Origin of the sequence: Streptomyces sp. NPDC002176, assembly GCF_044903645.1 — a bacterium.
In the GTDB taxonomy this organism is placed as follows: domain Bacteria; phylum Actinomycetota; class Actinomycetes; order Streptomycetales; family Streptomycetaceae; genus Streptomyces.
This window is the reverse complement of record NZ_JBJDQW010000002.1, coordinates 1,008,232-1,030,125: the sequence shown is the minus strand read 5'-3', so window position 1 is coordinate 1,030,125 and position 21,894 is coordinate 1,008,232. Positions and strand designations below refer to the sequence as shown.

General features: G+C 68.0%; 17 protein-coding genes and 1 tRNA gene. 15 read left to right on the top strand and 3 right to left on the bottom strand.

The features are described 5' to 3' along the window. The first annotated feature begins 47 nt into the window (after positions 1 to 47). The gene (locus ACI2LY_RS12995; protein ID WP_404707173.1) at positions 48 to 1,103 is read left to right on the top strand and encodes a UDP-N-acetylmuramate dehydrogenase; all 1,056 of its coding nucleotides are present in this window, start codon (positions 48 to 50) and stop codon (positions 1,101 to 1,103) included. An 8-nt stretch (positions 1,104 to 1,111) separates the two neighbouring features. Here ACI2LY_RS12995 and ACI2LY_RS12990 read toward each other — a convergent pair whose 3' ends face one another. From ACI2LY_RS12990 to ACI2LY_RS12980, 3 genes are all read right to left on the bottom strand, one after another. After that, positions 1,112 to 1,744: an NAD(P)-dependent oxidoreductase gene (locus tag ACI2LY_RS12990; protein ID WP_404707172.1), complete on the bottom strand. Its 633-nt coding sequence runs from the start codon at positions 1,742 to 1,744 to the stop codon at positions 1,112 to 1,114. Further along, on the bottom strand, positions 1,741 to 2,784 hold the full coding sequence (locus ACI2LY_RS12985) for an adenosine deaminase (RefSeq protein WP_404707171.1): 1,044 nt from the start codon (positions 2,782 to 2,784) through the stop codon (positions 1,741 to 1,743). The genes ACI2LY_RS12990 and ACI2LY_RS12985 overlap by 4 nt, the downstream gene beginning before the upstream one ends. 126 nt (positions 2,785 to 2,910) lie before the next feature. After that, positions 2,911 to 4,137 carry a pyridoxal phosphate-dependent aminotransferase gene (locus ACI2LY_RS12980; protein ID WP_404707170.1) on the bottom strand — a complete coding sequence of 409 codons (1,227 nt, stop codon included), beginning with the start codon at positions 4,135 to 4,137 and terminating at the stop codon, positions 2,911 to 2,913. 259 nt (positions 4,138 to 4,396) lie between these two features. On the opposite strand from ACI2LY_RS12980, the gene ACI2LY_RS12975 reads away from it, so the two are divergent. The 14 genes from ACI2LY_RS12975 to fusA all read left to right on the top strand — a co-directional run bounded on the left by ACI2LY_RS12975 (position 4,397) and on the right by fusA (position 21,791). Continuing rightward, positions 4,397 to 4,469, top strand: a tRNA-Trp gene (locus tag ACI2LY_RS12975). 111 nt (positions 4,470 to 4,580) lie between these two features. Beyond that, positions 4,581 to 4,865 (top strand): preprotein translocase subunit SecE, encoded by a 285-nt coding sequence (gene secE, locus ACI2LY_RS12970; protein WP_030811625.1) that lies wholly within the window; start codon positions 4,581 to 4,583, stop codon positions 4,863 to 4,865. An 80-nt stretch (positions 4,866 to 4,945) separates the two neighbouring features. After that, positions 4,946 to 5,836, top strand: coding sequence for a transcription termination/antitermination protein NusG (nusG, locus tag ACI2LY_RS12965; protein ID WP_388996919.1), 891 nt, complete (start codon positions 4,946 to 4,948; stop codon positions 5,834 to 5,836). A 168-nt stretch (positions 5,837 to 6,004) separates the two neighbouring features. Beyond that, entirely contained in the window at positions 6,005 to 6,439 is a 435-nt protein-coding gene (gene rplK / locus ACI2LY_RS12960) for a 50S ribosomal protein L11 (protein ID WP_018543896.1), read from the top strand. Between the two features lie 96 nt (positions 6,440 to 6,535). Continuing rightward, entirely contained in the window at positions 6,536 to 7,261 is a 726-nt protein-coding gene (rplA, locus tag ACI2LY_RS12955) for a 50S ribosomal protein L1 (protein ID WP_393604838.1), read from the top strand. A 154-nt stretch (positions 7,262 to 7,415) separates the two neighbouring features. Next, positions 7,416 to 8,279, top strand: coding sequence for a hypothetical protein (locus ACI2LY_RS12950; RefSeq protein WP_404707169.1), 864 nt, complete (start codon positions 7,416 to 7,418; stop codon positions 8,277 to 8,279). 305 nt (positions 8,280 to 8,584) lie between these two features. Continuing rightward, entirely contained in the window at positions 8,585 to 9,115 is a 531-nt protein-coding gene (gene rplJ, locus ACI2LY_RS12945; RefSeq protein WP_384358853.1) for a 50S ribosomal protein L10, read from the top strand. A 116-nt stretch (positions 9,116 to 9,231) separates the two neighbouring features. Next, positions 9,232 to 9,615, top strand: a complete 384-nt coding sequence (gene rplL, locus ACI2LY_RS12940) for a 50S ribosomal protein L7/L12 (RefSeq protein ID WP_393595891.1) — start codon at positions 9,232 to 9,234, stop codon at positions 9,613 to 9,615. 567 nt (positions 9,616 to 10,182) lie between these two features. Next, positions 10,183 to 13,668 (top strand): DNA-directed RNA polymerase subunit beta, encoded by a 3,486-nt coding sequence (gene rpoB / locus ACI2LY_RS12935; RefSeq protein WP_393595890.1) that lies wholly within the window; start codon positions 10,183 to 10,185, stop codon positions 13,666 to 13,668. Positions 13,669 to 13,778: 110 nt separating this feature from the next. Next, positions 13,779 to 17,678, top strand: a complete 3,900-nt coding sequence (locus ACI2LY_RS12930; RefSeq protein WP_388996905.1) for a DNA-directed RNA polymerase subunit beta' — start codon at positions 13,779 to 13,781, stop codon at positions 17,676 to 17,678. Positions 17,679 to 17,993: 315 nt separating this feature from the next. Beyond that, positions 17,994 to 18,458: a DUF1707 and DUF4190 domain-containing protein gene (locus tag ACI2LY_RS12925; RefSeq protein ID WP_404707326.1), complete on the top strand. Its 465-nt coding sequence runs from the start codon at positions 17,994 to 17,996 to the stop codon at positions 18,456 to 18,458. A gap of 322 nt (positions 18,459 to 18,780) precedes the next feature. After that, on the top strand, positions 18,781 to 19,152 hold the full coding sequence (gene rpsL / locus ACI2LY_RS12920) for a 30S ribosomal protein S12 (RefSeq protein ID WP_003948652.1): 372 nt from the start codon (positions 18,781 to 18,783) through the stop codon (positions 19,150 to 19,152). 2 nt (positions 19,153 to 19,154) lie between these two features. Continuing rightward, a complete protein-coding gene (gene rpsG, locus ACI2LY_RS12915; protein ID WP_081218873.1) occupies positions 19,155 to 19,625 on the top strand; it encodes a 30S ribosomal protein S7 in 471 nt (156 codons plus the stop codon). Between the two features lie 39 nt (positions 19,626 to 19,664). Beyond that, positions 19,665 to 21,791, top strand: coding sequence for an elongation factor G (gene fusA, locus ACI2LY_RS12910; RefSeq protein WP_388996899.1), 2,127 nt, complete (start codon positions 19,665 to 19,667; stop codon positions 21,789 to 21,791). The last annotated feature ends 103 nt before the right edge of the window (positions 21,792 to 21,894 follow it).

The following is a 21,894-nucleotide window of genomic DNA, read 5'->3' as shown; positions in this document are numbered from 1 at the left end:
AATGGCGGGCGCCCCTTACCGTTTCCCACGTCTCGTAGTCTTGCCCCGTGCACGTACTCCACGACGCCCCCCTCGCCCCGCTGACCACCTTCCGGCTGGGCGGTCCCGCGACCCGGATGGTCACCGCGACCACCGACGCCGAGGTGATCGCCGCCGTCCGCGAGGCCGACGACAGCGGCACCCCGCTGCTCGTCATCGGCGGCGGCTCCAACCTGGTCATCGGCGACAAGGGCTTCGACGGCACCGCCCTGCGCATCGCCACCCGCGGGGTCGAACTGCGCGGCACCACCCTGGAACTGGCCGCCGGTGAGGTCTGGACCGACGCCGTCGCCCGCACCGTCGAGGCCGGGCTCGCCGGGATCGAGTGCCTGGCCGGCATCCCCGGCTCGGCGGGCGCCACCCCGATCCAGAACGTCGGCGCGTACGGCCAGGAGGTCTCCGCCACCATCACCGAGGTCGTCGCCTACGACCGCCGGGCGGGCGAGACCGTCACGCTCACCGGCGAGGAGTGCGCCTTCTCCTACCGCCACAGCCGCTTCAAGGCCGACCCCGAGCGCCACATCGTGCTCCGCGTCCGCTTCGAGCTGGAGGACGCGGCCGGGCTCTCGGCGCCGATCCGGTACGCGGAGACCGCGCGCGTCCTCGGCGTCGAGCCGGGCGACCGGGTGCCGCTGGCCGACGCCCGCGAGACCGTGCTGAGGCTGCGCGCGGGCAAGGGCATGGTCCTCGACCCCGAGGACCACGACACCTGGTCCGCCGGGTCCTTCTTCACCAACCCGATCCTCGACGAGGACCAGTTCGCCGCGTTCCAGGTCCGGGTGCGCGAGCGGCTCGGCGAGGACGCGACCCCGCCCGCCTACCCGGCGGGGGAGGGGCGCACCAAGACCTCCGCGGCCTGGCTCATCGACAAGGCCGGTTTCACCAAGGGGTACGGCACCGGGCCCGCCCGCATCTCCACCAAGCACACCCTGGCCCTCACCAACCGGGGCGAGGCCACCACCGAGGACCTGCTGGCGCTGGCCCGCGAGGTCGTGGCCGGGGTCCAGGACGTCTTCGGCGTGACGCTGGTCAACGAGCCGGTGACGGTCGGCGTCAGCCTCTAGCGGGCCCGCTAGTACGCCACCCCGACGCCCTGCCGGACCGTCGCCGGGTCGTCGAGCATCGCCAGCATCGCGTGCGCCACGTCCGCGCGGCCGATGGTCCGGCCGCCGCGCGGGGAGCCGCCCACCACCGTGCGGTAGCGGCCGGTGAGGGGCCGGTCCAGCAGGCGCGGCGGGCGTACCGAGGTCCACTCGGCGGTGCCGCGGGCCAGCTCCGCCTCCGTCTCGCGCAGATCGGCGTAGGTGTTCTTGAAGACCGCCGACACCACGGACCGCAGCGCGCGGTCCAGCAGGCCGTCGTCCGCCGGGGCCGGGCCCACCGGGGCGGCGCTGACGATCACCAGTCGGCGCACACCCTCCGCCGCCATCGCGGCCAGCACCGCGCGGGTCAGCCGGGTGGTCACCCCCGCGTCCTTGCGAGAGCGCGCGCCCAGCCCGGACAGGACCGCGTTCCGGCCCGCGACGGCGCCGCGCAGCGCCTCCGGGTCGGACAGGTCGGCCCGGACCACGTGCAGCCGCTCCCCGGTGACGGTGAGCCGGGCGGGGTCCCGGACCACGGCCGTCACCTCGTGCCCCGCGTCCAGGGCCTGCCGGACGATCTCGCCACCCACACCGCCGGTCGCGCCGAAGACGGTCAGCCTCATGCGCTCACCGGCTCGGTCAGCCACTTGTCGACGCCCGCGAGGAGGCGTTCCTTCGTGTCCGTCGGCGCCGCCGAGCCGCGTACCGACTGCCGGGCCAGTTCGGCGAGTTCGGCGTCGGTGAAGGCGTGGTGGTGGCGGGCGATCTCGTACTGGGCGGCCAGCCGGGAGCCGAACAGGAGGGGGTCGTCGGCGCCCAGGGCCAGCGGGACGCCGCTCTCGAACAGGGTGCGCAGGGGGACGTCCTCGGGCTTCTCGTAGACACCGAGGGCGACGTTGGAGGCGGGGCAGACCTCGCAGGTGATGCCCCGGTCCGCGAGCCGCTTCAGCAGGCGCGGGTCCTCCGCCGCGCGCACCCCGTGCCCGATCCGGGTGGCGTGCAGATCGTCCAGGCAGTCCCGCACCGACGCCGGGCCGGTCAGCTCACCGCCGTGCGGCGCCGACAGCAGGCCGCCCTCACGGGCGATGTGGAAGGCCCGGTCGAAGTCGCGGGCCATGCCGCGCCGCTCGTCGTTGGAGAGGCCGAAGCCGACGATGCCCCGGTCCGCGTACCGCACCGCCAGCCGGGCCAGGGTGCGGGCGTCCAGCGGGTGCTTCATCCGGTTCGCGGCCACCAGCAGCCGCATCCCGAGCCCGGTCTCGCGGGAGGCGGTGTCCACCGCGTCCAGGATGATCTCCAGCGCCGGGATCAGCCCGCCCAGCCGGGGGGCGTACGAGGTCGGGTCCACCTGGATCTCCAGCCAGCCCGAGCCGTCCCGGACGTCCTCCTCGGCGGCCTCCCGGACCAGCCGCTGGATGTCCTCGGGCTCGCGCACGCAACCGCGCGCCGCGTCGTACAGCCGCTGGAAGCGGAACCAGCCGCGCTCGTCGGTGGCCCGCAGTTTCGGCGGCTCCCCGCTGGTCAGGGCCTCGATCAGCGTCTCGGGCAGCCGCACGCCGTATTTGTCGGCCAGCTCCAGGACGGTGCCCGGCCGCATCGAGCCGGTGAAGTGCAGATGCAGATGGGCCTTGGGAAGCTCCGAGAGATCACGTACACGCTCCATCCAGAGATCCTGCCGCACCGGGACGTCACACGGGTAGCCGGTTCCCCTTTAGTGGGCTTGCTCGCACACAGAAGCGGGGCGGAAGGTACTCACCGTGAGTACCTTCCGCCCCGCTTCTGAAGGACCTCAGTCCTGCGCCTCCGCCAGCAGCTTCTGCATCCGGCTGACGCCCTCGATCAGGTCCTCGTCACCCAGCGCGTACGACAGCCGCAGGTAGCCCGGCGTACCGAACGCCTCGCCCGGGACGACCGCGACCTCGGCCTCCTCCAGGATCAGCGCGGCCAGCTCGACGGTGGTCTCCGGGCGCTTGCCCCGGATCTCCTTGCCGAGCAGGTCCTTCACCGACGGGTAGACGTAGAAGGCGCCCTCGGGCTCGGGGCACAGCACGCCGTCGATCTCGTTCAGCATCCGCACGATCGTCCGGCGGCGCCGGTCGAACGCCTCGCGCATCTCGGCCACGGCCTTCAGGTCGCCGGAGACGGCGGCCAGCGCGGCGGCCTGCGCCACGTTGGAGACGTTGGAGGTGGCGTGCGACTGGAGGTTGGTCGCGGCCTTGACCACGTCCTTCGGGCCGATGACCCAGCCCACCCGCCAGCCGGTCATGGCGTACGTCTTGGCGACACCGTTGACCACGATGCACTTGTCCCGCAGCTCGGGCAGGATCGCGGGCAGCGAGGTGAAGGTGGCGTCGCCGTAGACCAGGTGCTCGTAGATCTCGTCGGTCAGCACCCACAGGCCGTGCTCGACGGCCCAGCGGCCGATGGCCTCGGCCTCGGACTCGCTGTAGACCGCGCCGGTCGGGTTGGACGGGGAGACGAAGAGGACGACCTTCGTCTTCTCCGTGCGGGCCGCCTCCAGCTGCTCGACGGTGACGCGGTAGCCGGTCGTCTCGTCGGCCACGACCTCCACCGGGACACCGCCCGCGAGCCGGATCGACTCCGGGTAGGTGGTCCAGTACGGGGCCGGGACGATGACCTCGTCGCCCGGGTCGAGGATCGCGGCGAACGCCTCGTAGATGGCCTGCTTGCCGCCGTTGGTCACCAGGATCTGGGAGGCGTCGACCTCGTAGCCCGAGTCCCGCAGGGTCTTCGCGGCGATGGCGGCCTTCAGCTCGGGCAGGCCGCCGGCCGGGGTGTAGCGGTGGAACTTCGGGTTGCGGCAAGCCTCTACGGCCGCCTCGACGATGTAGTCCGGGGTCGGGAAGTCGGGTTCACCGGCGCCGAAGCCGATCACCGGACGCCCGGCGGCCTTGAGGGCCTTCGCCTTGGCGTCCACGGCGAGGGTGGCGGACTCGGAGATCGCGCCGACTCGGGCGGAGACCCGGCGCTCGGTGGGAGGGGTTGCAGCGCTCATGGGCCCATCGTTCCAGACCGGAAACAAGGCGGGCACACGGGTTTCACAGACTGAACAGCACCGGGCGACCGACGGAACAAGGGTCCGAATCCGGGGCGCGGCCAGGACGATCTTCCACTCCGGGCGCCCGGACGGGCACTTTCTGTTCGACGCCGGGCCGTGGAGCACGTACACTCATCCCTCGTTGGCCTCCAGCAGGCACCGCGTGAACGCCCCACACCGGGCGGTCGGGCGGATGCGGTAGGTTGGGGGACACCGAAGGGTCGTAGCTCAATTGGTAGAGCACCGGTCTCCAAAACCGGCGGTTGGGGGTTCAAGTCCCTCCGGCCCTGCTACACACACCGCCAGGATGTGTGCGCATGTACGTACAGCAATGCACCGCCGTGCGGCTCTGAATTCACCGGGCGCGGCACGGCCACGATTCCGGGATCAGGTGAGGACGCATGACGGACGCCGTGGGCTCCATCGACACGCCTGATGCCCAGGACGAGCTGTCGGATGCCAAGAAGCCCCGCAAGGGCGGCAAGCGTGCCAAGAAGGGCCCGCTGAAGCGTCTTGCCACCTTCTACCGCCAGATCATCGCGGAACTCCGCAAGGTCGTCTGGCCGACCCGCAATCAGCTGACGTCGTACACGACCGTCGTGATCGTCTTCGTCGTCATCATGATTGGCTTGGTCACCGTGATTGACTATGGCCTCAACCACGCGGCCAAGTACGTCTTCGGCTGAGCCAAGAGCGAAGGGCGCCGTGGTACCGGCGCCTTTTTTCGCATGTTCCACCCCTATGTATCCAGGAAGAAGCAGCCATCGTGTCTGACCCGAACCTGAACGACGCCACCGAGCCTGGCCGTGAAACCGCGGAGGCGGTGGACGCCGAGCTCGACATCGTCGAGGGCGCGGACGAGCAGGACGAGTTCGAGGCTGCCGAGGCCGCGGCGGGCGAGCCCGCCGAAGAGGCCGCGCTGCACGTCGACGGTGACGCCGAGGCCGTGGCCGAGGTCGACGAGGACGCCGAGGGCGTCGTCGAGACCGAAGAGGCCGCCGAAGCCGTCGAGATCGTCGAGGAAGAGCCCGCCGAGCCGGTCGACCCCATCGTCGCGCTCCGCGAGGAGCTGCGCACGCTGCCCGGCGAGTGGTACGTCATCCACACCTACGCGGGTTACGAGAACCGCGTGAAGACGAACCTCGAGCAGCGCGCCGTCTCGCTGAACGTCGAGGACTACATCTTCCAGGCCGAGGTGCCGCAGGAAGAGGTCGTCCAGATCAAGAACGGCGACCGCAAGACGATCAAGCAGAACAAGCTGCCGGGTTACGTCCTGGTCCGCATGGACCTGACCAACGAGTCCTGGGGCGTCGTCCGCAACACCCCCGGCGTCACCGGCTTCGTCGGCAACGCCTACGACCCGTACCCGCTGACCCTGGACGAGATCGTCAAGATGCTCGCCCCGGAGGCCGAGGAGAAGGCCGCCCGCGAGGCCGCCGAGGCCGAGGGCAAGCCCGCCCCGCAGCGCAAGGTCGAGGTCCAGGTGCTCGACTTCGAGGTCGGCGACTCGGTCACCGTCACCGACGGCCCCTTCGCCACCCTCCAGGCCACGATCAACGAGATCAACGCCGACTCGAAGAAGGTCAAGGGTCTCGTCGAGATCTTCGGCCGCGAGACCCCGGTCGAGCTGAGCTTCGACCAGATCCAGAAGAACTAGTTCTCTCTGGGCACACGCTTCCGTGCAGGTCAGACGGGCTCTCGCAGCCGGTCTGACCTGCACGGTTTTTAGCCGCACATCCATACCCGCTATCGTTGTGCGGTATGCCTGCGTCCGGGTTGGTCCCCTTACGCGGGCAGGACCCGAATCGAAAGGACCCGGAGAGCTATGCCTCCCAAGAAGAAGAAGGTCACGGGGCTCATCAAGCTCCAGATCAACGCCGGTGCGGCGAACCCCGCCCCGCCGGTCGGCCCCGCGCTCGGTCAGCACGGCGTCAACATCATGGAGTTCTGCAAGGCCTACAACGCGGCCACCGAGTCGCAGCGTGGCTGGGTCATCCCGGTGGAGATCACGGTCTACGAGGACCGCTCCTTCACCTTCGTGACCAAGACCCCGCCGGCCGCGAAGATGATCCTCAAGGCCGCTGGTGTCGAGAAGGGCTCCGGCGAGCCCCACAAGACCAAGGTCGCCAAGATCACCGAGGCGCAGGTCCGTGAGATCGCCACGACCAAGATGCCCGACCTCAACGCCAACGACCTGGACGCCGCGTCGAAGATCATCGCTGGCACCGCCCGTTCCATGGGCATCACGGTCGAGGGCTGAACACCCACCTCGTAGTCATGCGGCCGTAACCGGTCGCACGTGGCAGGGCCCGCTCGGCCCGTACCACGACTCCTTTCAGAACACACAGGAGCAGTTGTGAGCAAGCGCAGCAAGGCTCTCCGCGCTGCGGACGCCAAGGTCGACCGGGAGAAGCTCTACGCCCCGCTCGAGGCCGTCCGTCTCGCCAAGGAGACCTCCACGACCAAGTTCGACGGCACCGTCGAGGTCGCCTTCCGCCTGGGTGTCGACCCGCGCAAGGCCGACCAGATGGTCCGTGGCACCGTGAACCTCCCGCACGGCACCGGCAAGACCGCCCGGGTCCTGGTCTTCGCGACCGGTGACCGTGCTGAGGCCGCGCTCGCCGCGGGCGCCGACATCGTCGGCTCCGACGAGCTGATCGACGAGGTCGCGAAGGGCCGTCTGGACTTCGACGCCGTCGTCGCCACCCCGGACCTCATGGGCAAGGTCGGCCGCCTCGGCCGCGTCCTCGGCCCGCGTGGTCTGATGCCGAACCCGAAGACCGGCACCGTGACCCCGGACGTGGCCAAGGCCGTGACCGAGATCAAGGGCGGCAAGATCGAGTTCCGCGTCGACAAGCACTCGAACCTGCACTTCATCATCGGCAAGACGTCGTTCGACGACACCCAGCTGGTGGAGAACTACGGCGCCGCGCTGGAGGAGATCCTCCGTCTGAAGCCGTCCGCCGCCAAGGGTCGCTACATCAAGAAGGCCGCCATCAGCACCACGATGGGCCCCGGCATCCTGGTGGACCAGAACCGCACCCGCAACCTCCTCGTCGCGGAGGACCCGGCCGCCGTCTGAGCCCCGCTCAGCAGGTAGCCGCGGCAGCGGCGCGTACGCAGGTCGAGGACCCCGCACCTTTCCAAGGTGCGGGGTCCTCCCCTTTTCCTCTCCCGGCCGCCCGCGCCCTGGGTTACGGTGCGGGCAGAGGGTGCGTACAGGGGTGGGGGAGCCGATGAGGAGCACGACCGTGCGCCGGGTGGGGTTCGCGGCGCTGGCGCTGGCGCTGACCACTCCGGCCGCCTGCGGCGAGGCCCGGGACGACGGCCAGGACCGCTCGCTGGCCGCCCTGCGCACCGCCGAGCGGTCCACCGACCGCGCCGAGTCGGTCCGCGTCCGCTCCACGCTCAGCTACGGCAAGGCCCTCTCCCTCTCCTCCGACGGCGCCCTGCGCTGGGACGACGGCGTCACCGGCCACCTCACCATCCGCTACACCGGCGGCACCCTCGCCGCCGCCATGCGCAAGGCGGGCACCCCGTCCCTGCGGGCCCGCTATCTCCCGGACGCCTACTACGCGCGCATGAGCGACACCTTCGCGCAGCGGTCCGGCGGTCGGCACTGGATCAGGTACGCGTACGCCGACCTCGCCCGCGGCGGCGGGGGTCTCGGGATGTATCTGAAGGACCAGATGCGCAACACCACCCCCAACCAGTCGGTCAAGATGCTGCTGGCCTCCGGGGACGTGCGCCGGGTCGGCGCCGAGCGGGTCCAGGGCACCGCGGCCACGCACTACCGGGGCCGGGTCGAGGTTGCCGACCTGGCGGGCCGGGACAGCGGGCTCAGCGCCCGCGAGCTGGCCGGACTCAAACGCCAGCTGGACCAGGCCGGGGTCAGCACGGAGACCGTCGACCTCTGGATCGACCACCGGAACCTGCTGGTCAAGAAGGTCGAGCGGGCCGACACCGGGCAGGGCAGCCTGGTCAGCACCGCCTACTACCGCGACTACGGTGTCCGTGTCGTCGCCGAGGCGCCCCCGGCTTCCGACACCCAGGACTTCACGAAACTGGCGCGCTCCAAGGGCATCACCGGCGCCCGCTGAGCACTCCGGAGAGGGGTCCGCTCCGACCGGATTTGCTCGACGGCGCCCGAGTCCCGTACTCTCCTCGAGAAGCCAAAGACCGCTGGTCGTTGCCGCACGCTCACCTGAGGGTGTGGTGGCCGAAGGACCTACTGCAAAGTGGGCGACCCGCGCAGGTGTCAGTGGAAGTACTCCCGGAGCAGACGCGTCCACGCGTAAGCAGCCGGTCGAGTCCGCCCCGAGCGCCTGCGCCGGGGCGTTTCGTTTTTCCTAGTCCTCCTTCGGGTCCGCGCGGTCAGAATCACCCGGAAGGAGGCCGAGGCTCTATGGCGAGGCCCGACAAGGCTGCCGCAGTGGCCGAGTTGACGGAAGCGTTCCGCAACTCCAACGCTGCCGTGCTTACCGAGTACCGCGGTCTCACCGTGGCGCAGGTCAAGAACCTGCGCCGGTCGCTCGGTGAGAACGCCAAGTACGCCGTGGTGAAGAACACGCTGACCAAGATTGCGGCCAACGAGGCCGGGATCACGACGCTGGACGACCTGTTCAACGGTCCGACGGCTGTCGCCTTCGTCACCGGTGACCCGGTGGAGTCGGCGAAGGGTCTCCGTGACTTCGCCAAGGACAACCCGAATCTCGTCATCAAGGGCGGTGTCCTTGACGGTAAGGCGCTGTCCGCCGACGAGATCAAGAAGCTTGCGGACCTCGAGTCCCGCGAGGTTCTGCTCAGCAAGCTGGCCGGTGCCTTCAAGGGCAAGCAGTCTCAGGCTGCTCAGCTCTTCCAGGCGCTGCCCTCGAAGCTCGTCCGCACCGTGGACGCGCTCCGTGCCAAGCAGGCCGAGCAGGGCGGTGCCGAGTAATTCGGCTCGCTTTCTGACTCTCGCCGCCTGATGCGGCCAGGGTCGCAGCGGGCCTAAGTACGCCCGCCACATCCAGTACATCCGGCACCCGCCGATCGAGTGGAAGGACCGCCATCATGGCGAAGCTCACCCAGGACGAGCTGCTTGCCCAGTTCGAGGAGATGACCCTCATCGAGCTCTCCGAGTTCGTGAAGGCCTTCGAGGACAAGTTCGACGTCACCGCCGCCGCCGCGGTCGCCGTTGCCGGCCCCGCCGCCCCCGGCGCCCCGGCCGAGGCCGCTGAGGAGCAGGACGAGTTCGACGTCGTCCTCACCGGCGCCGGCGAGAAGAAGATCCAGGTCATCAAGGTCGTGCGTGAGCTGACCTCCCTGGGTCTGAAGGAGGCCAAGGACCTCGTCGACGGCACCCCGAAGCCGGTCCTCGAGAAGGTCACCAAGGAGGCCGCGGAGAAGGCTGCCGAGTCCCTCAAGGCCGCCGGCGCCTCCGTCGAGGTCAAGTAACACCTCACGGGGTTCCGCGAACCTCACACGCGTGACTACGGCCTCCTGAGGCTGTAACGCGAACGTACCGAAGAGCGATCATCCATCCGGGTGGTCGCTCTTCGGCGTATCCGGGGACGACCGGGGTTGCCTTGCGCTCGTCGTGGCGAGGGGTATGGTGATCTTCGTTGTGTCTCCGGAAGGCCCCATTCCGGCTGGGGGGCCTTGACGAACCGCACGCAGCGCGCAATTCTCAGGACGCGTCGTCACAACGATCCGAATCCGAGGCATGGATCGACGGCGAAGAGGGCAGGATCATCCTGCGTCGAGGGCAAGCATGCCGAGGGCGTCGAAGACGAGGGCGTTGAGGAAAACGAGGGTCTTTAAAACCCGCACTGGACATCAGTGTGCCAAGTGGCTACACTGACCCTTTGCGCTGCCTGTTAGCTGTCCCCTGCCCGTCACCAGGGGTCTGCCCCCACCCGAGCACCGACGACCGAACTTCCCTGACCTGGGGTTTCCCGTCGTGAGCCTGGGAGAGGGACCGGTACGCGCGTAGTGAGTCCGAGCCCTCGGAAGGACCCCCTCTTGGCCGCCTCGCGCACTGCCTCGACCGCGAATACGAACAACGGCGCCAGCACCGCCCCGCTGCGCATCTCCTTTGCAAAGATCAAGGAGCCCCTCGAGGTTCCGAACCTTCTTGCGCTCCAGACCGAGAGCTTCGACTGGCTGCTCGGCAACGACGCCTGGAAGGCTCGCGTCGAGAAGGCTCTCGAGAACGGTCAGGACGTCCCCACCAAGTCCGGTCTGGAGGAGATCTTCGAGGAGATCTCCCCGATCGAGGACTTCTCCGGGTCGATGTCGCTGACGTTCCGCGACCACCGCTTCGAGCCGCCGAAGAACTCCATCGACGAGTGCAAGGACCGCGACTTCACGTACGCCGCGCCGCTCTTCGTCACCGCCGAGTTCACCAACAACGAGACCGGCGAGATCAAGTCCCAGACCGTCTTCATGGGCGACTTCCCGCTCATGACGAACAAGGGCACCTTCGTCATCAACGGCACCGAGCGTGTCGTGGTGTCGCAGCTGGTCCGCTCGCCGGGTGTCTACTTCGACTCGTCGATCGACAAGACGTCCGACAAGGACATCTTCTCCTCCAAGATCATCCCGTCCCGGGGTGCCTGGCTGGAGATGGAGATCGACAAGCGCGACATGGTCGGTGTCCGCATCGACCGCAAGCGCAAGCAGTCGGTCACCGTACTGCTCAAGGCGCTCGGCTGGACCACCGAGCAGATCCTCGAGGAGTTCGGCGAGTACGAGTCCATGCGCGCCACCCTGGAGAAGGACCACACCCAGGGCCAGGACGACGCGCTGCTCGACATCTACCGCAAGCTGCGTCCGGGCGAGCCGCCCACGCGTGAGGCCGCGCAGACGCTGCTCGAGAACCTCTACTTCAACCCCAAGCGCTACGACCTCGCCAAGGTCGGCCGCTACAAGGTCAACAAGAAGCTGGGTGCGGACGCTCCGCTGAACGCGGGCGTCCTGACCGTCGAGGACATCATCTCGACGATCAAGTACCTGGTGAAGCTGCACGCCGGTGAGACCGAGACGGTCGGCGACAGCGGCCAGTCGATCGTCGTCGAGACCGACGACATCGACCACTTCGGCAACCGTCGCCTGCGCAGCGTCGGCGAGCTGATCCAGAACCAGGTCCGTACGGGTCTCGCCCGTATGGAGCGGGTCGTGCGTGAGCGCATGACCACCCAGGACGTCGAGGCGATCACGCCGCAGACCCTGATCAACATCCGGCCGGTCGTCGCCTCCATCAAGGAGTTCTTCGGCACCAGCCAGCTGTCGCAGTTCATGGACCAGAACAACCCGCTGTCGGGTCTCACCCACAAGCGCCGTCTGTCGGCGCTTGGTCCGGGTGGTCTCTCCCGTGAGCGGGCCGGCTTCGAGGTCCGTGACGTGCACCCCTCGCACTACGGCCGCATGTGCCCGATCGAGACGCCCGAAGGCCCGAACATCGGTCTGATCGGCTCGCTCGCCTCCTACGGCCGGGTCAACGCGTTCGGTTTCGTCGAGACCCCGTACCGCAAGGTCGTCGACGGCCAGGTCACCGACGAGGTGGACTACCTGACCGCCGACGAGGAGGACCGCTTCGTCATCGCGCAGGCCAACGCCACGCTCAGTGACGACATGCGCTTCGAAGAGGCCCGCGTCCTGGTCCGCCGTCGTGGCGGCGAGGTCGACTACGTCCCCGGTGACGAGGTCGACTACATGGACGTCTCGCCGCGCCAGATGGTGTCGGTCGCGACCGCCATGATCCCGTTCCTCGAGCACGACGACGCCAACCGTGCCCTCATGGGCGCGAACATGATGCGTCAGGCCGTGCCGCTCATCAAGAGCGAGGCCCCGCTCGTCGGCACCGGCATGGAGTACCGCTCCGCCGTCGACGCCGGCGACGTGGTCAAGGCCACGAAGGCGGGTGTGGTCCAGGAGGTCTCCGCGGACTACGTCACCACGACCAACGACGACGGCACGTACATCACGTACCGCCTGCACAAGTTCTCCCGGTCCAACCAGGGAACGTCGGTCAACCAGAAGGTCATCGTCAACGAGGGCGACCGGATCATCGAAGGCCAGGTCCTGGCCGACGGTCCGGCCACCGAGAACGGCGAGATGGCCCTGGGCAAGAACCTGCTCGTGGCGTTCATGCCGTGGGAGGGTCACAACTACGAGGACGCGATCATCCTGTCGCAGCGCCTCGTGCAGGACGACGTCCTCTCCTCGATCCACATCGAGGAGCACGAGGTCGACGCCCGTGACACCAAGCTCGGCCCCGAGGAGATCACGCGGGACATCCCGAACGTCTCCGAGGAGGTCCTGGCGGACCTGGACGAGCGCGGCATCATCCGCATCGGCGCCGAGGTCACCGCGGGCGACATCCTCGTCGGCAAGGTCACGCCCAAGGGTGAGACCGAGCTGACGCCGGAGGAGCGTCTGCTGCGCGCGATCTTCGGTGAGAAGGCCCGTGAGGTCCGCGACACCTCGCTGAAGGTGCCGCACGGCGAGACCGGCAAGATCATCGGTGTCCGCGTCTTCGACCGCGAAGAGGGCGACGAGCTGCCGCCGGGCGTGAACCAGCTGGTCCGCGTCTACGTCGCGCAGAAGCGCAAGATCACCGACGGTGACAAGCTCGCCGGCCGTCACGGCAACAAGGGCGTCATCTCCAAGATCCTGCCGATCGAGGACATGCCGTTCCTGGAGGACGGCACCCCGGTCGACATCATCCTGAACCCGCTGGGTGTCCCGTCCCGAATGAACCCGGGACAGGTCCTGGAGATCCACCTCGGCTGGCTCGCCAGCCGCGGCTGGGACGTCTCCGGCCTCGCGGACGAGTGGGCCGAGCGCCTCCAGGCGATCGGCGCCGACCAGGTCGCCCCCGGCACCAACGTCGCCACCCCGGTGTTCGACGGTGCGCGTGAGGACGAGCTGGCCGGTCTGCTCGAGCACACGATCCCGAACCGCGACGGCGAGCGCATGGTGCTCCCGACCGGTAAGGCGCCGCTGTTCGACGGCCGCTCGGGTGAGCCGTTCCCGGAGCCGATCTCGGTCGGCTACATGTACATCCTCAAGCTCCACCACCTGGTCGACGACAAGCTGCACGCCCGTTCGACCGGTCCGTACTCGATGATCACCCAGCAGCCGCTGGGTGGTAAGGCTCAGTTCGGTGGCCAGCGATTCGGCGAGATGGAGGTGTGGGCGCTGGAGGCTTACGGCGCCGCCTACGCCCTCCAGGAGCTGCTGACCATCAAGTCCGACGACGTCACCGGCCGCGTGAAGGTCTACGAGGCCATCGTCAAGGGCGAGAACATCCCCGAGCCCGGCATCCCCGAGTCCTTCAAGGTGCTCATCAAGGAGATGCAGTCCCTGTGCCTCAACGTGGAGGTGCTGTCCTCGGACGGCATGTCCATCGAGATGCGCGACACCGACGAGGACGTCTTCCGCGCAGCGGAGGAGCTCGGTATCGACCTGTCCCGGCGCGAGCCGAGCAGCGTCGAAGAGGTCTGACGGGAGTCCGGCACGGGGGCTCGGTCCCGCAAGGAACTGAGCCCCCGTCCGGCCCCAGGACCCCCGTTTCAGACCCCATGACTTACAACCCTGAGAGGGATTGACGCATAGTGCTCGACGTCAACTTCTTCGACGAGCTCCGGATCGGTCTGGCCACCGCTGACGACATCCGTCAGTGGAGCCACGGCGAGGTCAAGAAGCCGGAGACCATCAACTACCGCACGCTCAAGCCCGAGAAGGACGGACTCTTCTGCGAGAAGATCTTCGGTCCGACCCGGGACTGGGAGTGCTACTGCGGCAAGTACAAGCGCGTCCGCTTCAAGGGCATCATCTGTGAGCGCTGTGGCGTCGAGGTCACGCGCGCCAAGGTGCGCCGTGAGCGGATGGGTCACATCGAGCTTGCCGCTCCCGTCACCCACATCTGGTACTTCAAGGGTGTTCCGTCGCGACTGGGCTACCTGCTCGACCTCGCCCCGAAGGACCTCGAGAAGGTCATCTACTTCGCCGCGTACATGATCACGTACGTCGACGAGGAGCGTCGTCAGCGCGACCTGCCCTCGCTGGAGGCGCACGTCTCCGTCGAGCGTCAGCAGATCGAGAACCGCCGCGACTCCGACCTGGAGAACCGCGCCAAGAAGCTCGAGACCGACCTGGCCGAGCTGGAGGCCGAGGGCGCCAAGGCCGACGTGCGCCGCAAGGTGCGCGAGGGTGCCGAGCGCGAGATGAAGCAGCTGCGCGACCGCGCGCAGCGCGAGATCGACCGCCTCGACGAGGTGTGGAGCCGCTTCAAGAACCTCAAGGTCCAGGACCTCGAGGGCGACGAGCTGCTCTACCGCGAGCTGCGTGACCGCTTCGGCACGTACTTCGACGGCTCGATGGGTGCCGCGGCGCTGCAGAAGCGCCTGGAGTCCTTCGACCTCGAGGAGGAGGCCGAGCGTCTCCGCGAGATCATCCGCACCGGCAAGGGCCAGAAGAAGACCCGTGCGCTCAAGCGCCTCAAGGTCGTCTCCGCGTTCCTGCAGACCAGCAACAGCCCCAAGGGCATGGTGCTCGACTGCGTGCCGGTCATCCCGCCGGACCTGCGTCCGATGGTGCAGCTGGACGGTGGCCGCTTCGCGACCTCCGACCTGAACGACCTGTACCGCCGTGTCATCAACCGCAACAACCGCCTGAAGCGGCTTCTCGACCTCGGCGCGCCCGAGATCATCGTGAACAACGAGAAGCGCATGCTCCAGGAGGCCGTGGACGCCCTCTTCGACAACGGTCGTCGTGGTCGCCCGGTCACCGGTCCCGGTAACCGCCCGCTGAAGTCCCTGAGCGACATGCTCAAGGGCAAGCAGGGTCGTTTCCGTCAGAACCTGCTCGGTAAGCGAGTCGACTACTCGGCGCGTTCCGTCATCGTCGTCGGCCCGCAGCTGAAGCTGCACCAGTGCGGTCTGCCCAAGGCCATGGCGCTGGAGCTCTTCAAGCCGTTCGTGATGAAGCGCCTGGTCGACCTGAACCACGCGCAGAACATCAAGAGCGCCAAGCGCATGGTGGAGCGCGGCCGCACCGTCGTGTACGACGTCCTCGAAGAGGTCATCGCCGAGCACCCGGTGCTGCTGAACCGTGCTCCCACCCTGCACCGCCTCGGCATCCAGGCGTTCGAGCCGCAGCTGGTCGAGGGCAAGGCCATCCAGATCCACCCGCTCGTCTGCACCGCGTTCAACGCGGACTTCGACGGTGACCAGATGGCCGTGCACCTGCCGCTGTCCGCGGAGGCGCAGGCCGAGGCCCGCATCCTGATGCTGTCCTCGAACAACATCCTCAAGCCCGCCGACGGCCGTCCGGTGACGATGCCGACCCAGGACATGGTCCTCGGTCTGTTCTTCCTCACCACCGACGGTGAACTGCGTGACACCAAGGGCGAGGGCCGCGCGTTCGGCTCCACGGCCGAGGCGATCATGGCGTTCGACGCCGGTGAGCTGGCGCTGCAGTCGCCGATCGACATCCGCTTCCCGGTGGGCACCATCCCGCCGCGTGGCTGGACGCCGCCGGCGCGCGAGGAGGGCGAGCCCGAGTACCAGACGGGCGACAGCTTCCGGCTGCGCACCACCCTGGGCCGCGCGCTCTTCAACGAGCTGCTGCCCGAGGACTACCCGTTCGTCGACTACTCGGTGGGCAAGAAGCAGCTCTCCGAGATCGTCAACGACCTGGCCGAGCGCTACCCCAAGGTCATCGTGGCGGCGACGCTCGACAACCTGAAGGCGGCGGGCTTCTACTGGGCGACCCGTTCCGGCGTCACCGTGGCCATCTCCGACGTCGTCGTTCCCGAGGCGAAGAAGGAGATCGTCAAGGGCTACGAGGCGCAGGACGAGAAGGTCCAGAAGCAGTACGAGCGCGGTCTGATCACCAAGGAAGAGCGCACTCAGGAGCTCATCGCGATCTGGACCAAGGCGACCAACGAGGTCGCCGAGGCGATGAACGAGAACTTCCCCAAGACGAACCCCATCTTCATGATGGTTGACTCGGGTGCCCGAGGAAACATGATGCAGATGCGGCAGATCGCCGGTATGCGTGGTCTGGTGTCGAACGCCAAGAACGAGACCATCCCGCGTCCGATCAAGGCGTCCTTCCGTGAGGGCCTGTCCGTGCTGGAGTACTTCATCTCCACCCACGGTGCCCGTAAGGGTCTGGCGGACACCGCCCTGCGTACCGCCGACTCGGGTTACCTCACCCGTCGTCTGGTGGACGTCTCGCAGGACGTCATCATCCGCGAGGAGGACTGCGGCACCGAGCGCGGCCTCAAGCTGTCGATCGCCGAGCGCGGCGCCGACGGTGTGCTGCGCAAGGCGGACAACGTCGAGACGTCCGTGTACGCGCGCTGCCTCGCCGAGGACATCGTCGTCGACGGCAAGGTGCTCGCCCCGGCGGGCGTCGACCTCGGTGACGTTCTCATCGACCAGCTGGTCAAGGCCGGCGTCGAGGAGGTCAAGACCCGCTCGGTCCTGACCTGCGAGTCCGCCGTCGGTACCTGCGCGATGTGCTACGGCCGTTCGCTGGCCACCGGCAAGCTGGTGGACATCGGTGAGGCGGTCGGCATCATCGCCGCCCAGTCCATCGGTGAGCCCGGTACCCAGCTGACGATGCGTACCTTCCACACCGGTGGTGTGGCCGGTGACGACATCACCCAGGGTCTGCCGCGTGTCGTCGAGCTCTTCGAGGCCCGTACCCCGAAGGGTGTCGCCCCGATCTCCGAGGCCAGCGGCCGCGTGCGGATCGAGGAGACCGAGAAGACCAAGAAGCTCGTCGTGACCCCGGACGACGGCAGCGACGAGACGGCGTTCCCGATCTCCAAGCGTGCCAAGGTCCTGGTCCGCGAGGGCGAGCACGTCGACGTGGGCCAGCAGCTCACCGTGGGTGCCACCAACCCGCACGACGTGCTGCGCATCCTGGGTCAGCGTGCCGTCCAGGTCCACCTGGTCGGCGAGGTCCAGAAGGTCTACAACTCGCAGGGTGTGTCGATCCACGACAAGCACATCGAGATCATCATCCGGCAGATGCTCCGCCGGGTGACGATCATCGAGTCCGGCGATGCCGAGCTGCTGCCCGGCGAGCTGGTCGAGCGCTCGAAGTTCGAGACCGAGAACCGTCGTGTGGTCCAGGAGAACGGTCACCCCGCCTCCGGCCGTCCGCAGCTGATGGGTATCACCAAGGCGTCGCTGGCGACCGAGTCGTGGCTGTCCGCGGCCTCCTTCCAGGAGACGACCAGGGTCCTGACGGACGCGGCGATCAACGCCAAGTCCGACTCCCTGATCGGCCTCAAGGAGAACGTCATCATCGGTAAGCTCATCCCGGCCGGTACGGGTCTGTCCCGCTACCGCAACATCCGGGTCGAGCCGACCGAGGAGGCCAAGGCCGCGATGTACTCGGCCGTCGGCTACGACGACATCGACTACTCGCCGTTCGGCGCGGGCTCCGGCCAGGCCGTTCCGCTGGAGGACTACGACTACGGTCCGTACAACCAGTAGGCGAGCAGCCGAAAGGCACTCGATCTGAAGGGCGGCATCCTCTCGGGGGTGCCGCCCTTCGGCGTTTTCCGCCCGCCCGGCGGACATTTGGGCGCATGATGGAAGAACCCCGGTCGGGGGTTCGGGAGGTGCTCCGTGTCGCAACCGTCGTGGCATCCGTCGTGGCCGGACAACAACGACCCCGCGGCGGGTGCACCACCGGCTCCACCGCGGCCGCAGAGCTGGCCCGTGGCGCCCTTCGCGGGCCCCTTCCAGCCGCAGCCCCCGGCTCACTGGCCGATGTCGCCCCAGGGCCACGGCGGCGGAGCCTCGTTCATGCTGGCCTCGCACGCCGACCGAGAGCGGGCCGTGGACGTGCTGCGTGCCGGGTTCGCCGAAGGTCGGCTGGAGAAGGGGGAGTTCGACCGCCGGGTGGCGCGGGTCTACACGGCCCGTACGGTCGGCGAGCTGGCGTTGGTGGTGGCCGACCTCCCGCAGGGTCCGACGCCGTATCCGGCGCCCGTGGCGCCCGTACCGCAGGTGTTTCTGCCCACACCGCGGCCCGCGGCGAACGGCAAGGCGGTCGGGGCCGCGGTGTGCGGGCTGCTGTGTCTGCTGACCGCGGGGCTCACCGGAATCCCGGCGGTGGTGCTCGGGCACACCGCGCGCACGGAGATCCGCCGCACCGGCGAGGACGGGGACGGACTGGCTCTGACCGGCCTTGTTCTGGGCTGGCTGTCCGTCGGCGGCTGGGCCCTGTTCTGGCTGCTGCTGATCACGGTGGGCGTGCTGGACGGATGACGGGAGCGTGGCGCCGTGTGTGCGCTACGTGAAATCGAAGATCGTCGGCGGCGTTGGGACTTGACATGACCTGTCCCTCGCGGGTGGCCGCCTGGCATTTGTTTTGACCGAAGTCCGTGCGATAGGTACGCTCAGACCTTGTGCCTGGGGTGTGCCCTGGCTCCTGTGTGTGCTTCTCACCGCACGGCGAGCCGTAAGCGGCCACCGAAATCCGCGCTCTTCCCTTTGCGGCGGGAGTCCGTGGGTTCGACACACCCGACCGCGTGGGTCGGGGGCGTTCCAGGTTAGCTTCACCATTCGGCACACAGAAACCGGAGAAGTAGTGCCTACGATCCAGCAGCTGGTCCGGAAGGGCCGGCAGGACAAGGTCGAGAAGAACAAGACGCCCGCACTCGAGGGTTCGCCCCAGCGTCGTGGCGTCTGCACGCGTGTGTTCACGACCACCCCGAAGAAGCCGAACTCGGCCCTGCGTAAGGTCGCGCGTGTGCGTCTGACCAGCGGCATCGAGGTCACGGCCTACATCCCGGGTGAGGGACACAACCTGCAGGAGCACTCGATCGTGCTCGTGCGCGGCGGCCGTGTGAAGGACCTGCCGGGTGTTCGCTACAAGATCATCCGCGGCTCGCTCGACACCCAGGGTGTCAAGAACCGCAAGCAGGCCCGCAGCCGCTACGGCGCCAAGAAGGAGAAGTAAGAATGCCTCGTAAGGGCCCCGCCCCGAAGCGCCCGGTCATCATCGACCCGGTCTACGGTTCTCCTCTGGTGACCTCCCTCATCAACAAGGTGCTGCTCAACGGCAAGCGCTCCACCGCCGAGCGCATCGTCTACGGCGCCATGGAGGGTCTGCGTGAGAAGACCGGCAACGACCCGGTCATCACGCTGAAGCGCGCGCTGGAGAACATCAAGCCGACCCTCGAGGTCAAGTCCCGCCGCGTCGGCGGTGCGACGTACCAGGTGCCGATCGAGGTCAAGCCCGGTCGCGCCAGCACGCTCGCGCTGCGCTGGCTCGTCGGTTACTCCCGCGCCCGTCGCGAGAAGACGATGACCGAGCGTCTGCTCAACGAGCTTCTCGACGCTTCGAACGGCCTCGGTGCGGCCGTCAAGAAGCGCGAGGACACGCACAAGATGGCCGAGTCCAACAAGGCCTTCGCGCACTACCGCTGGTAGTCGCTACCCACATCGAGACCGAGAGAAGACTGAAGCCTTATGGCTACCACTTCACTTGACCTGGCCAAGGTCCGCAACATCGGGATCATGGCCCACATCGACGCGGGCAAGACGACCACCACCGAGCGGATCCTCTTCTACACCGGCGTCAGCTACAAGATCGGTGAGGTCCACGACGGCGCTGCCACCATGGACTGGATGGAGCAGGAGCAGGAGCGTGGCATCACGATCACCTCTGCTGCCACCACCTGTCACTGGCCGCTCGAGGGCGACGACTACACGATCAACATCATCGACACCCCCGGGCACGTCGACTTCACGGTCGAGGTGGAGCGTTCGCTCCGCGTCCTCGACGGTGCCGTCACGGTGTTCGACGGTGTCGCCGGTGTCGAGCCGCAGTCCGAGACGGTGTGGCGTCAGGCCGACCGTTACGGCGTGCCGCGCATCTGCTTCGTGAACAAGCTGGACCGTACCGGCGCCGAGTTCCACCGCTGCGTGGACATGATCAAGGACCGCCTCGGCGCGGTCCCGATCATCATGCAGCTCCCGATCGGTGCCGAGATGGACTTCCAGGGCGTTGTGGACCTCGTCCGCATGAAGGCGCTCGTGTGGTCCGCCGAGGCGGCCAAGGGCGAGATGTACGACGTCGTCGACATCCCGGCCACGCACGTCGAGGCTGCCGAGGAGTACCGCGGCAAGCTGGTCGAGACCGTCGCCGAGCACGACGACGAGATCATGGAGCTCTTCCTCGAGGGCCAGGAGCCCACCGAGGAGCAGCTCTACGCCGCGATCCGTCGGATCACCATCGCGTCCGGCAAGTCCGAGGGCGTCACCGTCACCCCGGTGTTCTGCGGCACCGCGTTCAAGAACAAGGGCGTCCAGCCCCTGCTCGACGCGGTCGTGCGCTACCTGCCGACCCCGCTCGACGTCGAGGCCATCGAGGGCCACGACGTCAAGGACCCCGAGGTCGTCGTCAAGCGCAAGCCGTCCGAGGAAGAGCCGCTGTCGGCGCTCGCGTTCAAGATCATGAGCGACCCGCACCTCGGCAAGCTCACCTTCGTCCGGGTCTACTCGGGCCGCCTGGAGTCCGGCACCTCGGTGCTGAACTCCGTCAAGGGCAAGAAGGAGCGCATCGGCAAGATCTACCGCATGCACGCGAACAAGCGTGAGGAGATCGAGTCGGTGGGCGCCGGTGACATCGTCGCCGTCATGGGCCTGAAGCAGACCACCACCGGTGAGACGCTGTCCGACGACAAGAACCCGGTCATCCTGGAGTCCATGGACTTCCCGGCGCCGGTCATTCAGGTCGCCATCGAGCCCAAGTCCAAGGGTGACCAGGAGAAGCTGGGTGTCGCCATCCAGCGTCTCGCGGAGGAGGACCCCTCCTTCCAGGTTCACTCGGACGAGGAGACCGGCCAGACCATCATCGGTGGTATGGGCGAGCTGCACCTCGAGGTGCTGGTCGACCGTATGCGCCGTGAGTTCAAGGTCGAGGCCAACGTCGGCAAGCCGCAGGTCGCGTACCGCGAGACGATCCGCAAGGCCGTCGAGCGACTCGACTACACGCACAAGAAGCAGACCGGTGGTACCGGTCAGTTCGCCAAGGTGCAGATCGCGATCGAGCCGATCGAGGGCGGCGACGCCTCGTACGAGTTCGTGAACAAGGTCACCGGTGGCCGCATCCCGAAGGAGTACATCCCTTCGGTGGACGCGGGTGCGCAGGAGGCCATGCAGTTCGGCATCCTGGCCGGCTACGAGATGACGGGCGTCCGCGTCATTCTTCTCGACGGTGGCTACCACGAGGTCGACTCCTCCGAGCTGGCCTTCAAGATCGCCGGTTCGCAGGCCTTCAAGGAGGCCGCGCGCAAGGCTTCCCCCGTGCTCCTCGAGCCGATGATGGCCGTCGAGGTCACCACGCCCGAGGACTACATGGGCGAGGTCATCGGCGACATCAACTCCCGCCGTGGCCAGATCCAGGCCATGGAGGAGCGGGCCGGTGCCCGCGTCGTGAAGGGCCTCGTGCCCCTCTCGGAGATGTTCGGCTACGTCGGAGACCTCCGCAGCAAGACCTCGGGTCGCGCAAGCTACTCGATGCAGTTCGACTCCTACGCCGAGGTTCCGCGGAACGTCGCCGAGGAGATCATCGCGAAGGCCAAGGGCGAGTAACGCACCCCGTTCGCACGCTTTAGGCTTGACACCGACCGCCAGGGTCGGACCACGCGGAAAGACCCTGGCGGGCGGCATCCCAGCAAAGATCACCTGGCGCCGA